Genomic DNA, 16,020 nt, shown 5'->3' with positions numbered 1-16,020 from the left:
ATTTCATCGCTGAGCTTTTTTCGTGCGCCGGAGTCTTCTGTTGTTTGTGTTAGCGGTGTACTAATATTTGGAGAAAACGTGCTCCCCAAGCCAGCTTTCTCCGCTTAGTCCAACAACAGACTTCAACGCGTACCGCGTTAAAGTCTGTTGTTACACTAATGCTCAAAAGCTAACCGGCTTGGTACGCACTCTGGATTTTATCCCCTTGCCTTTTCAGGATGTCCCTGAAGGTAGATAACGTGGGTATTCAAGAATTCTTCGATGCCGTGGCGACCATCGTCTCCACCAATTCCTGATTCTTTCCAACCTGAGTGTGAACCATTCATTGCTTCAAAGTTGAATCGGTTGATGTAGGTTTCACCATCTTCGAGTTCATTGGCAGCACGCATTGCGTTGTCCAAATTCTCTGTGAAGATTGATGAAGTCAAACCGAAGTCCGAATCATTTGCCATTTCAATTGCGTCATCCAAAGTCTTGAAGGTCAATACTGGAAGTACTGGGCCAAAGATTTCGTCTTGAACAATTTCTGAGTCTTGCTTGACGTTGGTAATAACAGTTGGTTCGTAGTAGAAGCCGTTTTCGATGTTCAACTTGTGACCACCAGCGGTGATCTTGCCGCCTGCTTTGACAGCCCGGTCAACCATTCCAGCAACCTTGTCCAAAGCTTCTTGGTTAATCAGTGGACCCATGCCGATGTTGTCGTCTTTCATAACGTTTCCGACAGTGATCTTGGACATTTTGTCTGACAACTTCTTGATGAATTCATCGGCAACATCTTCTTGAACGTAAACCCGTTCACAGTTGTTGCAAAGTTGACCATTGTTATCGACACGTGAGTCAATAATTGATTGAACAGCCAAATCAATGTCAGCATCCTTGCAGACAATGGCTGGTGCTTTACCACCCAATTCAAGTGAAACCTTTGCCATATGAGTTGCGGCACCGGCCATCACACGCTTACCTGAATCAACAGAACCAGTCAAGCTGATAATGCCAACCTTCTTGTTTTTGGTGAGCTCGTCACCAACAACTGATCCACGACCAGAGATGATGTTCACAACACCCTTTGGAATGCCAACTTTTTCACAGATCTTCGCAAATTCAAGACCCAAGTTTGGTGTGTCTGAAGATGGCTTCATCACGATGGTGTTACCAGTTACCAAAGCTGGACCCATTTTACGGGCAATTAAGAAGAATGGGAAGTTCCATGGTAAGATTCCGGCAGCAACACCAATTGGTTGTTTGGCAATCATGATGTTTTCGTTCTTGTTGTCAGATTGAAGAATTTCACCTTCGTATGTCCGAGCAGCACTTGCCATGTAGTCAAAGTAATCAGCTGAAAACATGATTTCAGTGGTTGCTAATGACTTGATCTTGCCCTGTTCTTCTTGAAGCATTTCAACCAAGTGATCCTTTTCGTTACGAACTTCAGTTGCGACGTCGTGCAAATATTGGCCACGGGTTGCAGCTGGAACTTTCTTCCATGATTTTTGAGCTTCATAAGCAGCATCGATAGCTTCTTGAGCTTCTTCACGGGTTGCGGCAGGGACCGTTGAAATCTTTTCACCAGTTGATGGGTTTAAAACCGTAATTTCGTTACCTGACTTTGAATCCATAAACTTTCCGTTAATGTACATTTGATAATGTTTTAATGCAACAGCATTTTGTGCCATAATAATTGCTCCCCTTCATTTTTACCTGTCGAAACAGTGTAATTGAACGCCATGTGGCAGGAACAAATATTTGATTTTTTAGATGAAACTTTGGTGCGTTCGTTTAATGAAAACTGTTTAAACGTTATTTTCCTGGCTTGTAGTCTTCGTCAATGATCAAGACAGGTTTGATCGTCTTTCCGCTAACTGAATCAGCATTTGCTTGATTAATGTCATCAAACTTGTAGAACTTTTCAGTCTTGTCGAAGTCAAACAATCCTAATTTGTAGAATCTGATCAAACGTGGAATGTCAACTTGTGGAATTGAATCGCCCATGTTGACACCAACGACTTTACGATCGCTGACACAAAGATCGTTCCATGTATCCAAATCGACGTGTTGATCGGTAACTGCAATCGTTGCGGTCGTTCCGCCTTGAGCCAAGGCCTTGATTGATGCTTCCATAACGGATGTGACACCAGTCGTATCAACCGCGTAGTCCACTCCATAACCATCAGTCAAATCTTGGATTGCTTTAACCGGATCTTCATCCTTACTGTTAATCGCATCAGTAGCACCTAACTCCTTGGCCAACTTCAAACGGTCAGGGACGATATCTACGGCAATAACGCGGGTGCATCCAGAGATTCGACCAGCCATCATAGCGGCGAGGCCAACAGCTCCAGTCCCAAAGACAGCAATGGTTGAACCCGGTTCCGGCTTCAATGTGTTAAAGACAGTGCCACTACCAGTGACATAACCACAGCCGAGAGGTCCAAGTTGACGCAAATCCAAATCCTTGGGTACCTTAACGGCATTTCGTTCACGAACAACGGTTGTCGTGGTGAATGATGATTGATCAAACATATCGGCAACTTGGTGGCCGTTTTCGGTGAAGTGAGCACTGCCGTCAGGACGAACACCTGACAAGTTGTTGGCTGCGTAATTCAAGCACTGAGGTGGAATTCCCTTCAAACAGTTGATACAGTTGCCACATCCATAAAATGAAAGAACAACGTGATCACCTGGTTTGAAATCTTTAACTTCGGATCCAACTTTTTCAACGATTCCTGATCCTTCGTGACCAAGAACAATTGGATAACCAATTTCGGCGGTTCCTTTACGTAATGCTTCGTCAGAATGGCAAATGCCACTCGCAACCATATGAACTTGTAAGTCGTCTGGTTGCATATCTGCTAATTCGACGTCATCTTTAATTTCAAAATCTCCGCCTTTTTTGTTAACAACAGCTGCTTTGATTCGCATAATCACATCTCCAACTATTTATTTTGTTAATTAGTGAGCAATCATAATTAATTGAAAAGCAAATGATTAATTCGAACTCCGTGGGAATTCTATGTGAAAGAATCATTTGCTTTTTTCAACTAACAACCGCTTACAATGCTTATTATAGGCAGATGAAAATTAATTACAATAGTTGTTTTTGATTTTATTTGTGAAACACAATCATAAAATGATGAAACCCATACTCTGCCTTTCACTTTCATAATCTCAAAAAAGTTCAAGATTGTGAAACGTTTCGTATAAAATTATTGCCATTCCCCCTGTGTCGGGTTATTCAACAGGCGAACTCGCAACATCCCTTCAATTTGATCGAGTTCACTAAGCAGTTTTTGCTTCCGCTCTTTAGAAACGGTGGATAAATCCGTATTCACGATTGTATACCCATAGCCGTCCTGGGTATTTCCCATCATTTCTTGAACCGGCAAATCATAGCTGTTCAAAATATTGGCGACGTCAACCCACATATTGTCCCGAGCGTGAAAGAAGAACGTCAGCCGCTGATTACTCATGAATGGCAAATCAACTCTGGGGAAATTGATTGAATTCCGGACCGTTCCATACTCCAAGAAATCCAGTAAATTTTGGAGGATCAAATTGGCGGAATGAGTCAGTGCTTCAATCGTATTGCCACCAAGGTGAGGCAGCAGGGTAATCTTTGGATGGTCCTGTAAAATTGTCTTGGGAAAATCAGATACATACCCGGCAAACTCATTGTGGTTCAACGCTGAGACAACCGCCTGATTATCAACAATGTCGCCCCGACCAAAGTTCAGCAAGTAAGCAGTATCCTTCATCGTTTCAAATTGTTTCGTTGACAGTAAGCCGCGGGTATCATCGGTTAATGGCAGTAAAACAACCACAAAGTCCGCTTGTTCCAAAACTTCGTCAATGGTGTCCAACTGTTGAACGTGGCGGAGGTTCTTAAAACTCCGGTTATAGCCAATCACCTGCATCCCCATGTGATAACAGGCGTCCGCCAACCGTTGGCCAATAGTTCCCAAGCCAAGGATTCCTAATGTCCGGCCATAAAGTTCCTCGCCAATAAAATCTACCCGTTTGGCTTCTGCGGCTTCTTGGAGATCTTCGTCCGGTCCAACGCGCAATTGTTTCATCATTTCAACAGCCCCGTTTAATGGGCGCAAACATCTGAACAAATTTTGAATGATTAACTCTTTGACCGCGTTGGCATTGACGCCGGGCGTGTTGAAAACCGCCGTTCCATTGGCTGTCGCAGCCTCAACGTTAATGGTATTGGTCCCGGTTCCGGACCGGGCAATCAATAACAATCGCTTTGAAATCAAGCGGTCATCGACTTTGGAACTTCGAACCAGAATCGCATCCGGTGTATCGGTATTGGAGGTGCGAAAGACATCCCCGGCAAAATCGGTTAGATCAAACCGATCAATTGTTTTTACTTCAAACATTTGTAAGCTCCTTTTAACTAAAATGGTCAAAAAAATATTATAATGGTTCTTAGAAAATTATTTTTGAGAAAGAGGTTGGTCGTATGCACATTGATTTCGTCAAACTATCAAAGGATAAACCAACGATTGGAAAAATGACTCAAACCAAGAATACTACATTCGGGGAATGGGTGGAAATAGGAAGCAGCAATTTAATCGATAATAGTTCAGTTGGTGACTATACTTACACAGGCCAGTACTGTTTCATTCAAAATAGTGACCTCAAGAAATTCATCAGTATGGCGGCGATGATTCGTATTGGGCCGACCAATCATCCTTATGATCGCCCCGCGCAACATATTTTTGCTTATAATGGCGGCGCTTATGGCTTTGGTCATCCGGACACCGAATTTTTGGAAAAGCGGACACACTTGCGGACAACCATTGGCAACGACGTTTGGATTGGCCACGGCGTCATTATTCAAGCTGGCGTGACAGTTGGTGACGGCGCCGTCATCGGCTCGGGTGCCGTGGTCACAAAAGACGTGGAACCATACACCATTGTTGGGGGGATTCCCGCCAAACCGATCAAGGATCGCTTCCCTGACGAAGTAAAGGCCGATCTGGAAAAGATCGCCTGGTGGAATTGGTCGAGAGAAGATTTAGAGAAATACTATCTTGATTTCAGATTACCAATTAAGGAATTTATCAATAAGCACCTCCCCAATGAAGCATAATTTATCACTTACTTGTCCGCAACCGCTAAATCTTTGCTATAATTAGTTGGTATATTAGCATGGATACGCATTGGAGGAACAAGAAGAATGTCTGAAGAAAAGACGAAGTCGTGTGTGATGTGTGGCAAAACCATTCCTGCCTACTCAAACTTTTGCCCTTATTGTGGCGCAAAGCAACCATGGCTTGATGAAGATGAGGTTAATAATCAAGACGTCAAGCGGATTTTAAAGTGGTACCAAAAGCCGGTTGGTAAGTTTATCTCGTTAGTGGTTGCTGGTTTGGTCATTTATTTTGTCGGCAGTCTGTTTACCTTACAGGACGGTCCGGGACACAAGACAGTTGCCAGGGAGCTGAATCAGTACTTGTTTAACGCCCAGGACAAGACACCTTATGGCAAGAAGCCATCCGTGAAAGCGGACAAGAAAAAAGGCGTGACCATTAAGATCAGCTCAGACAGTAAGGCCGTCAAGGATCTAAAAGCCGGCAAACCTGCAAAGTGGGATTATTTGGTCAACCGCTCACGTGATCGCTCCAAAGCGTTTCATAAAGTCTACGCCAACCCGGAGTACGCCAAGTTCAAGGTTGTCGATAAGCATGACAAGAAAAAAGTCTTACTAAAGATAGATAGTGGCACCGTTAAGTACAATATTGCAGATAAGTATAAAAAGTGAGAGAGTGCGCAGCGAACCGGGTAACTTCCAAGCATTAATTTGATAACTGGTTTTGACGCTGAACTCGCGTCGAAACCAGTTATCGGATTAAGCGGAGGAAGTTGGTTCGTGAAGCACGTTTGGTGCGACAAAACCCGGTTAGACTCCGGAGCACAAGCTGAAAGGCTCGGTGATGAACGGTTAGTTCGTCGCTGAGCCTTTTAGCTTGTGTAGTAGGAGTTTGGGTCGTCAGAGCACGTTTAGAGTGCTGGACAGAGCGAATAGTAACCGGAGCCTAAGCCAACTTTCGGGGGAATCGAGTTTGATTTCGCCGAAAGTTGGCTTAGGTGCAGGTTACTGCTCTGGGAAGCACGTTTCCACTAGGTAACAGCCCCCCAAAGTCACACTTATAACAAGATAAAACCACTAAAGCAGTTAAAAGGCGCAAAAGACACTGTGACCCCAGAATTCAAGCCCAGCAATCGCTTATTTCTGGTTTGGGAATAATTAGTTGCTGGGCTTAAATGGCCGAGATAGCCGACTGCCAAGTATGCTAAGCAGGCTTTCAGCCGGCCGTCGTCATACGTTTTAGCTTGTTCATATGGAATGACTAAAAAAAGGTTGAGTCAAAAGTTCACACTTTTGACTCAGCCTATTTTTTTTGACATCATTTCGCAATGACGATTTCGGGATGATCTGCGGTTAACGTTTGAAGTTCGCCTTCCACGCCAAAATAGTCTTTGCATAGGCGTTGAATTTCTCGAATCGCAATCTCCGCACGTTCTGCCTGTTCTTTCGTAATGGATTCAATATCGATAATTGGATTCGTCGTGTCTTCAGTCAACTCGGTCCGTTGATTTTCGCGCCAGTTAAAGCAGCGGCAGACTGCGCCTTCATCGTCCATGTAGCAAATTTCTCCCGGCAATGCTGGCATATCTTCAGTTTCACCATATGGCAAGAACGATTCGCCACCCTTGGCCTCACCCAAGTGCATATCGCCAACAATGGCGTCCACGTTTTCTCCGCCAACAGAAACTCCGTATTTTAATGATTGACTATTATAAATATCAACCAGCGGTGCGATTGGCGAAAATATTTTGCCGTGGCTGACCCGTTTTAAGAGGGCTTCAATCGTCGAGCGGGCTCCCTTTTTGGTCTTAAACTTGCGGAATGCTTCCCGCCATTCAGCGACAACCGGGTTATCGCGGAACGGTTCTACGGTAATAAATTGTTCAGCTGCAGCCGTGCCTTCATCCAATAACTTCTGAAAATAAGGATCGTCTTTTTCATTAACATGGTTATCAATGCCATGAAGTGTCATAACGTTAATCTGAATTTCAGGAAACAGCTCAATTGTTTTTGGATCCAAAATAAATTTTTTCATGAATATCCTCCAATATTTATAATGTCTTTGTCATGATCAAATCCCGTTGGCGGCTTTCTCCAAGGGTAAACACGTGATCTCCGGTCTGCTTAAACCCAAAGTGTTTATACATCCCCTGAGCGGGTAAATTATATTCCCATACGCCTAGCCAAACGGTGCTGCTATGATGCTGGCGGGCGAGTTCAAGTGCCTTGGTCATCAGTTGTGAGCCAATGTGGCGACGCTTGAACTGAGTCAGGACATAGATTCGCTGAATTTCAAATGCGTTTTTCCCCATTTCTTCGGTTTGAGAGTCGCCCACGTTCACCTTGAGATAAGCTGCAAGTTGGTCATCATCGTAAGCAAAGTAAAACTCAGAGTTTGGATCCTGCAGCTCTTGTTTAAGCTGAGCTTGACTATATGATTCGTCTAAGTAATTTGCTAAATCTTCTGGAGAATTTTCTGATCCAAAGGTATCCGCAAAAGTTTCTCGGCTAATTGCCTGCAAAGCTGGAATATCTGCTAACGTACATTTTCTAATCGTAATTGTCACTGTAATCTCCTTAATAAGTTCGCCGATTGCCCTTCTTAACATAGTGCCAGTCTTCATCGATGTTGTCGCTGACTTTTTCCAATAAGCGTTCAAGTTCATCAGCTTCGTCCGTTGAAAGCGACTTTAAAGCGACTTGATTGGAATAAACATTCTCCCGCAAAATATTGGGATACGTTCTGCGCGCTTTTTCAGTCGGGTAAATTCGGCGGATTTTTTTATTAGCCGTATCGGCTCTTTTGGTTACAAAGCCCTTTTCTTCAAGCTTCTTAATTGCCCGCGCGGCGGTTGTTCGATCAACCTTAATCAATTCAGCCAACTGGTCTTGAAAAATCCCCGGGTTCTCACAGATTCGAACCAAGTAAAGGTGCTGGCCCTTGGTTAAATCAAATTGCTTAAATTCAACGTTGGCAATTGAATCCAGGGCTCGGGCAATGATCCCGATCGGACGTAAAATTTCGGCCACAAACGTCGCCTCCTATCAATGACTATTATTTTAAAACATTATTGTTGTAAATGCAACAATATATTTGGCTTGTCGTAAATAAAAAGGTTCAACGATCAATGACGTTGAACCCCATTCATGAGCATATTTAAGCAACTTTTGGCACCCTTTTGATTCGACGAACAATATACTTTCGCAGTTCTTCAATCAAGAAGATCGGCACCGGAATACAGAACAGGAAGATCCATTCTGATAAGTTTAGTGGTCCAGTGTTAAAGACGCCTTGTAGGAACGGCACGTACATTAACAACGCAATCAACACAACTTCAACCACAATCCCCGTGAGGATTCGATGATTACTGAAAAGTCCAATTGAAAAGACTGACGAGATTTGGGTTCGACAGTTCATGGCAGCTGCAATCTGTGAGAAGACAATCGCCCCCAACGTAATCGTCGTCGCTTCCGCATAGACCATGCCGGAGCCTGCGAGTGGCACATTTGGCCAACCATTGACGTGGTTGACGTAGAAGTACGCCGCAGTCGACACAACAGACGCAATCAAGCCATACCAGCCGAAGGCCTTCCAGATAATCGACCGGTTTAGCAGATGACTGTTTAACGGCCGTGGTGGCTGGTCCATAATGCCCGGCTCTGCTTTTTCGGTTCCCAGCCCTAAAGCCGGCAGCAGGTCAGTTCCTAAGTCAACGGTCAAAATCTGCATAACCGTCAGCGGCAGCGGCACCAGGCCACGAGTGACCAGGAAAATAACCGACGGTGCGGCTTCCGGCACGTTACTGGTCAATATATATAGAAGAAACTTTTGTAAGTTACTGTAAACCGTCCGCCCTTCTTCAATTGCACTGACAATTGAAGCAAAGTTATCGTCGGTCAAAATCATATCGGCGGCATCCTTGGCAACGTCGGTTCCAGTGACCCCCATCGCGATACCGATATCAGCCCGTTTTAAGGCTGGGGCATCGTTGACACCATCGCCGGTTGACGCCACGACATCGCCATTTTTTTGACACATCGATACAATTCTAAATTTATGCTCAGGGGCAACTCGAGCAAAGATGACCTCACCTTTGACCGCCTGTTGAAGGTCGTCATCAGACATTTTGTCGAGTTCATCACCAGAAATCACGCGGGCTTTATCCGACGTAATCCCAATTCGAGTTGCAATACTTTTGGCAGTGATGGGGCTGTCGCCGGTAACCATGATAATTCGAATGCTGGCCCGTTTACAATTTTTAACCGCATCAAAGATTTCTGGCCGTGGTGGATCTGACATCATCGTCAAACCGACAAATATCATGTGCGTTTCGGCACTTTGAATGGTGCAGCTCTCAAGTGATTTGTGGGCCAGCGGATCGTCTCCGTCGACAATTCGGTAGGAAAACGCCAACGTCCGCAACCCTTGTTTGGAATAGGTTTCGTTAGCCTGATTGATTGTGGCCCGGTCCTGATCAGTGATCGGCCTTACTTGACCATTATCCAAAATTCGGTCACAAATAGCCAATTCACTGCCCAACGCCCCTTTGGTATTAATAAATAACTGACCGGAAGGATCCTTGGTAATGACCGTCATCAATTTCCGATCGGAATCAAATGGCAGTTCCTTTAGCCGTGGATAAGCCTTCCGTTCATCCTTGGCATCAATCCCGGCTTTCCTTGAAAGAATGACTAACCCGGCTTCAGTTGGCGTTCCCAGTATTTTGGACTTTTCGCCAGCTTTGCCCTCCGTAACCTCGGTGTCATTATTAATAGTAGCGTTAATCAGCAGCTTGTTTAAATCAGGCTCGTTGGCTAAATCAACGTCTTTTCCATTCAATTGAATTTTGCCGTTGGTCAGATAACCGGTTCCTGTGACATCATATTCTTTCCCGGGCAGCCAGATGTGGTTAATCGTCATCTGATTTTGGGTTAAGGTTCCCGTCTTATCTGAACAAATCACCGTCGTTTGGCCCAGCGTTTCAACACTGCTTAAATTTTTCAGCAAGGCATGCTTTTTAGCCATTCGCTGGGTTCCCTGAGCCAAAGACAACGTCACAGTTGGTAGTAAGCCTTCGGGAATGAAGGCAACGATCATCCCTAAAGCAAAGATGAATGATTTGGCAATCGGATACTTCACAAAGAAGATCGCCAACAGGAAGAACGCCACCCCGATGCCGATCGCAATAATTGTCAGCTGACGGGTTAAATGATTCAACTCACGTTCCAGCGGATAAATCGTCTTTTTCTGTGATTGGGTCAACGTTGCAATTCGGCCGAATTCCGTATCCATCCCCGTTGCCAAGGCTAATGCCGTTGCCGTCCCGCTTGTTGAGACTGTTCCGGCAAAGACGATGTTTTGCTGGGCAAACTCGCCGTCACCATGATGATAGTCGGCCTTTTTTTCGACTGGCACAGATTCACCGGTCAAAGACGACTCGTCAATCTGTAGATTGGATGTGTTAAACACGCGGGCATCAGCCGGAATCGAATCACCGGCCTGAATATCGAACACATCTCCTGGAACCAACTGCTCGACTTGAATCTGCTGCGACTTTCCGTCTCGGCGAACCTTTACATACGACGGCAGCATTTTCTTCAAGGAATCGGTCGCCTTTTGAGCCGCATGCTGTTGCCAATATGAAAAACAACCGTTAATCACGTTAACCGCCCAAATTGCGATTCCCAGTTCCATCATGCCGGCAAACATCGCAATGATACCGGATACCCACAGCAGAATCGCCATCAGTGACGTAAAATTGGCTAGAAATACCAGAATTTCAGAACGCTTTTTCCCTTGTTGGATGGTATTTGGCCCATACTTTTGTAGTCGCTTCTCGGCTTCAGCGCCAGATAGCCCCTCGTTTCCAGTTTGAAACTGGTTCATTAACGCGGTGGGGTCTGCTTTGGCATAGTCGTCGATGAGCGTCGTCTTATTTTTCTGTATCATTTACTCACCCCAAATTTACCGATAAAATAGTTGTTCCTAACAACTCAATTATATCGCGATTAAAAAATGTGAACGGTTTTAAGGCGTTTAAATCCAAATTATTTGGACTCAAAAACGAAATTAAGACGGCAAGCCGTTTGAACCCATAAATTAAGAGCCCCAATCGATTATCCCTTGGTGTGGAATGATTGATTGAGGCTCCTAAATGGTTGATCACGCGATCAAAAATTGACATTTCTGTCTCTAACTTGAGGTTGGTTCAGATGTAATGAGGAAATTTAATTCAAATTTGAACCGGCAACTGAACGTTCATCCTTGATTCGACTGACGTTTGTTAGCACTTCAGGAGAGAACAGGTTGTCAACCAATGCATCCGGCAACAGATGCTTTGCTTTTACAATTTCTTTGACGGATTTTTTCGTAGAAACGGCTTCTTTAATCAGCGAAGTTGTCTTTTCGTACCCTAACAACGGAGATAGGACAGTCGCAGAAATTGAGGAGTGCTCAACTTCAGAACGGCAGTCATCAACGTTGACCTTAATGCCGCTGACACAGTTTTCAACCAAGGTATCAATTGCCCGGGCCAAATGCTGTTCACTGGTCAGGATACTCTTAAACATGATTGGTTCAAAAGCATTTAATTCCAGCTGTCCGCTCTCGGCCGCCATCGTGACCGTCACGTCATTGCCAATCACTTCAAAAGCGACCTGGTTAACGACCTCAGGGATAATTGGGTTCACTTTGCCGGGCATAATAGACGATCCCGCTGCCTTTTTTGGTAATTGGATTTCATTGAGACCCGCCTGAGGACCACTGGATAACAGTCGTAAGTCGTTTGAAAATTTGGAAAGATCAACGGCCAAGGCCTTCATTGCCCCGGAAAATGTCGTAAAAGCATCGCTGCTCTGAGTGGCATCAACCAAGTCACTGGCACTTACCAAGCTAAGGTGTGAGACTTTATTGAGAACTGGAACAACTGTTTCCTGGTAGGCGGCAGTAGCATTAATACCGGTGCCGATCGCAGTCCCACCAAGGCTTACTTTTGATAATAACTTTTGGGTCCCTTTCAGGCGCTGCAAATCACGTTTAAACATCGACGCATATGCGGAGAAAGATTTCCCAAAAGTTGTTGGAACGGCGTCTTGAAGCTGAGTCCGACCGACCTTAATGGCGGTTGCATATTGATCTGCTTTATCACTCAATGCGTCAACTAAGTCACTCACCGCTGCCGTCAGTGTTGGTAATAGTTTTAACATCGCCATCTTTCCGGCAGTCGGGTATGTATCGTTGGTTGACTGTGACTGGTTAACGTCATCGTTTGGATGAATCTCAACTTTTTCTCGGCCATTTTTTATACTGATCCGCATGGCAAGTTGGGAAACAACCTCATTGACGTTCATGTTGGTCGAAGTGCCGGCACCGCCCTGAATTGCGGGTGTAATGAAGGCATCGTAATCTTTTGAAAACAATAGTTGATTACATGCCGACACAATCAAGTCGCTCTTTTCTTTATCCAGGGTCCCGGCCTTTTCGTTGGCGATGGCAGCCGCCTTTTTGATTTGAAGGTAACTTTGAATAATCGCAGGATCCACTTTTTCATTTGTAATCGGAAAATTATGTTTTGCTCGTAAAGAGTGGATCCCATACAGGACGTTATCAGGTACAAACATTTCACCAATGCAATCTTTTTCAATTCTCATTCTCAATTCCCTCATTTCATGTGATATCTTTTAACATCAACTTACGTTTATTAATATATACCCATTTTTATAAATGTCAACACAAAAGTTGAATTTAAGCGTTTAATCAGATATATACCAATACCTAACGCATGAATGTCAGCAATCAATCTTAGAGAAAAATCGTTTCGGTCAAAAACAGTGATGTCATATAATCTATCATGTAGTTCAGAGCAAACTAAAAGCGGGTCCATAGTTTGGATCCGCTTTTCGAATTGTTAATGACTGCTCAATGTAACGTCATCGGCTTTTACAAATGCAATCCGGTGATTAAACTGGATTTGATAATACCGTTCATTTCCGTGAATCACGTTCTTAGGACTATTGGAATCAAAGTGCGAGTTGAAATAGTCTGCCGTGACTTCCCCACCGTAGACATATTTCTGTCCCGGTTGGATTTGATAAATCGGAGTTGGCGTAATGCCAGTAACTTTATTTTTCTTGAGAATTTGATTACTTGGGTAGGCACTGCCATACACTGAAACAGCTTTATTGCCTTTCGGTGTGACCAGCTTGCCAGTCGCTGAGGTCGAATTAGCGCCATTTGGATTATAGAACCAGGCGTTTTGGCCGCCATAAGTGATTTCCGTCCAGTCCCCACTTTGGCCGATTTGATTAAACTGCTGGCCAAAAACAGCCTTGTCGCCCCAATCATCTTTTTCCGTGGTCCCGGATTGGCCGGATGAGAAGTCTTTATCCGCAATTAAGGAGCTGCTAAAACTTGGTTGTTGATGCAGATAGACGAAGTTCGAGCCGGCCAACGGTAAATTGACGCCAGCGTCTGTCACCTTTTCACCTGAATCCGCCGTCAAATTGTGCTGGCTGTCAGGCGTAATGGTAATGATACTTGAATCTGTACGCCCTTGGCTTTGACGGAGGTTAACCCCCATCAAGCTAAAGTAATGATCCCAGTTCCAGTATGTTCCCGGATCCCAGTGCATTGTCTTTTGAGCTGCGGGTGTCAGTCCCGGAACGTTGTCGTGGCCGATGATGTGCTGTCGGTCCAGTGGAATATCATATTGATTGGCAAGGTATTTAACCAACGCTGCTGACGAGCGGTACATATTCTCGGTGTACCAGAAGCCGCCAACCGTCGCATAGCCTTCATGCTCAATGCCAATTGAATGCGAGTTAATGTACCAATTTCCGGCATGCCAAGCAACGTTTTGCGGCCGGACCATCTCAGCGACAGTTCCTTCGACTGAACTCACGACATAGTTTGCCGTGGTATAAGTCGGCGTTGAGAATAAATCCAGTGCTTCTTGAAAGCTGGTTTCGGTGTTATGAATCACAATGTAGTTAATTTTCATGTCATTGGGCCGATCCGCCAGATCATAGTTTCCGTAATCGCCCTGATCGTCAAATTCTTTATAGAGTGCCGGAATCCATTCAATTGGCAACCCACTCGGGCCGTCAGTTGAAGAGGCTGTAGAATCGGAATTAATCGATTGGTCTTTCAAGTGAACCACCTTCTGCGGGGCAATTGTAATGCCATTTTGACTTTCCCCATCCTTTAGTATTTGATAAACGTTTTCCGCAAAATAATTGGCAGCCACTTTTGAATCCGACTGGCTGTACTTCGCAACCGCAGCGTACCAGGAATTCAGGTTGGCAGTCAAGGACTTCCCAAGGGATTTTTGATAGAACCGTAGTAATGCAGCACCGCCTTGAATGTTGGCCGCGGTATTCGTCTTTAATTGATGAACACTGAGGCCTGTCAATTTAGCCGCTTTTTGAAGGGTATGCAGTGAAGCAGCGTTTGGCGTCTTAACGGCCGCAGAATCAGCGCCACTGGTGGTCAACCCCGTGACATCCGTCAGATGCATGACGCCATAGCCACCGGCAACACTGGGCTTTCCTGAATGGGAATCCCAGCGGCTTTCATTGTAAGAAACCGCCTTTAATAAGGCAACGGGTACCTGATAACGTTTTGCCGCCCGCTGAAACTCATTTTCCATCGCCGCCGTCTTGGCAAACGCGTGAGAACCCTCATTTACCCCCACAATCAAGAACACCAACAATGCTGTTAAAAATAGCCATAACGGCCTTTTTGCAAGCTTCATATCATCACTCCTCTGTATGAATATCCATGAATAAGCATTATATTTACAATAAGAATACAACGAATCAGTGGAAAAATATACGAGAAATGATAAATTATCTCATTTTTATCGCAAATAAAGTTTTATGACCTGAATTGTATGGTGGAAGAACGTCAGTTTCTTTAATGATATTTTAATAAATATCGGCAGACGGCTATTTTTCTCCTCTAAGAGGGTGTATACTTTGTGAATAAATATCGAATTGGGAGGGATTTTTGTGAAACGATTTAGAAATCATCACGATTGGCTGTTATTACTGGGATTGGGCTTGTTATTGTTAACGGCTACTGCCGCCCCTGCAGCGGCTAAAAGCAACTTAACCGTAACCACCAATCTACCACTAACAACATCCGGCAATACCCGAAATTATTTACCCACCGGTACAGCTGACCTTTATTCAAAATTGCCAATCAGCAAAACCACCAAGGTGCAAACTAAAGCCGCTGTCTTAAAAACCCTTAAAAACGCGTCGGATTCCGGTCAAACTTATTTTCGTGGCTATCGTGCCGCCAAATTATCCAACGGCAAATGGTATTTGAAAGTTGTTTCATTTGATAAAACCTACCGCGGCTGGATTTATGCCGGGACGACCGATCCCACCAATGATCCAACTCAAGTCAGTGGCGGCCTTCAAGCTGTTCAAACCTTTAAAGAACAGACCGTTCCTGATTACGTCGCAACGACAACGTTTTATTTCACAACACCCAAGGCCTCAACGCTTACCTATGTCGCACCGGATTATACGGATTATAAAGTTGGCCGAAATTTAAATGCGACAACGGACTTCTATCAAGACCCACTGACCGTCACGAAAGTCGGCAGCAAACAAAATGGCCGCAGCGCCAACCTGACCTATTATTATGTCAATGACGCGGCCCATCCCCAAGTTAACGGTTGGGTCCGGATTAGTGATGTCTCAACTTCTCCAGCAAGTTAACGACATTGAGCTAAAAAAATACGCGTTAATCCAAAAAATAAGCCCAGTAATCAATTATTCCATGTTTTGGAATTTTGATTGCTGGGCTTAAATTCTGGCATCAGCTAAGTGCCTCAGGTTTTAATTAGATCATATAAACCACTATTTGACACACACGATTTAATTTAATTCACCCTTCTCAATAAATTGGTTAT

12 protein-coding genes are annotated in these 16,020 nt (G+C 44.5%); 3 read left to right on the top strand and 9 right to left on the bottom strand.

Annotated features, from left to right (window positions below):
- Positions 1 to 197: 197 nt before the first annotated feature.
- The 3 genes from aldA to AB3112_RS02955 form a co-directional block, all read right to left on the bottom strand.
- Positions 198 to 1,673, bottom strand: a complete 1,476-nt coding sequence (gene aldA, locus AB3112_RS02965; protein WP_057910076.1) for an aldehyde dehydrogenase — start codon at positions 1,671 to 1,673, stop codon at positions 198 to 200.
- Between the two features lie 124 nt (positions 1,674 to 1,797).
- A complete protein-coding gene (locus AB3112_RS02960) occupies positions 1,798 to 2,919 on the bottom strand; it encodes an NAD(P)-dependent alcohol dehydrogenase (protein ID WP_367333931.1) in 1,122 nt (373 codons plus the stop codon).
- 284 nt (positions 2,920 to 3,203) lie between these two features.
- Positions 3,204 to 4,382, bottom strand: a complete 1,179-nt coding sequence (locus tag AB3112_RS02955; RefSeq protein ID WP_084972721.1) for an NAD(P)-dependent oxidoreductase — start codon at positions 4,380 to 4,382, stop codon at positions 3,204 to 3,206.
- 83 nt (positions 4,383 to 4,465) lie between these two features.
- Between AB3112_RS02955 and AB3112_RS02950 the strand changes: the two genes are divergently transcribed.
- Positions 4,466 to 5,098, top strand: coding sequence for a DapH/DapD/GlmU-related protein (locus AB3112_RS02950; RefSeq protein WP_367333930.1), 633 nt, complete (start codon positions 4,466 to 4,468; stop codon positions 5,096 to 5,098).
- 87 nt (positions 5,099 to 5,185) lie between these two features.
- Positions 5,186 to 5,770: a zinc ribbon domain-containing protein gene (locus AB3112_RS02945; protein WP_057910080.1), complete on the top strand. Its 585-nt coding sequence runs from the start codon at positions 5,186 to 5,188 to the stop codon at positions 5,768 to 5,770.
- 646 nt (positions 5,771 to 6,416) lie between these two features.
- Here the strand turns inward: AB3112_RS02945 and AB3112_RS02940 are convergent.
- From AB3112_RS02940 to AB3112_RS02915, 6 genes are all read right to left on the bottom strand, one after another.
- Entirely contained in the window at positions 6,417 to 7,133 is a 717-nt protein-coding gene (locus AB3112_RS02940) for a B3/4 domain-containing protein (protein ID WP_057910081.1), read from the bottom strand.
- 16 nt (positions 7,134 to 7,149) lie between these two features.
- Complete coding sequence (locus AB3112_RS02935; RefSeq protein ID WP_239822820.1) at positions 7,150 to 7,665, bottom strand: GNAT family N-acetyltransferase; 516 nt, start codon at positions 7,663 to 7,665, stop codon at positions 7,150 to 7,152.
- Positions 7,666 to 7,675: 10 nt separating this feature from the next.
- Positions 7,676 to 8,128, bottom strand: coding sequence for a MarR family winged helix-turn-helix transcriptional regulator (locus AB3112_RS02930; RefSeq protein ID WP_057910083.1), 453 nt, complete (start codon positions 8,126 to 8,128; stop codon positions 7,676 to 7,678).
- Between the two features lie 127 nt (positions 8,129 to 8,255).
- On the bottom strand, positions 8,256 to 11,045 hold the full coding sequence (locus tag AB3112_RS02925) for a cation-translocating P-type ATPase (protein ID WP_367333932.1): 2,790 nt from the start codon (positions 11,043 to 11,045) through the stop codon (positions 8,256 to 8,258).
- A 281-nt stretch (positions 11,046 to 11,326) separates the two neighbouring features.
- Positions 11,327 to 12,748 (bottom strand): aspartate ammonia-lyase, encoded by a 1,422-nt coding sequence (locus AB3112_RS02920; RefSeq protein ID WP_084972727.1) that lies wholly within the window; start codon positions 12,746 to 12,748, stop codon positions 11,327 to 11,329.
- Positions 12,749 to 13,005: 257 nt separating this feature from the next.
- Entirely contained in the window at positions 13,006 to 14,850 is a 1,845-nt protein-coding gene (locus AB3112_RS02915) for an N-acetylmuramoyl-L-alanine amidase (protein WP_084997958.1), read from the bottom strand.
- A 256-nt stretch (positions 14,851 to 15,106) separates the two neighbouring features.
- Between AB3112_RS02915 and AB3112_RS02910 the strand changes: the two genes are divergently transcribed.
- Positions 15,107 to 15,826: a surface layer protein SlpC gene (locus tag AB3112_RS02910; RefSeq protein ID WP_239822821.1), complete on the top strand. Its 720-nt coding sequence runs from the start codon at positions 15,107 to 15,109 to the stop codon at positions 15,824 to 15,826.
- The last annotated feature ends 194 nt before the right edge of the window (positions 15,827 to 16,020 follow it).

Origin of the sequence: Lentilactobacillus sp., from assembly GCF_040773105.1 — a bacterium.
In the GTDB taxonomy this organism is placed as follows: Bacteria; Bacillota; Bacilli; order Lactobacillales; family Lactobacillaceae; genus Lentilactobacillus; species Lentilactobacillus parabuchneri.
This window is presented reverse-complemented; position numbering and strand designations above follow the sequence as displayed.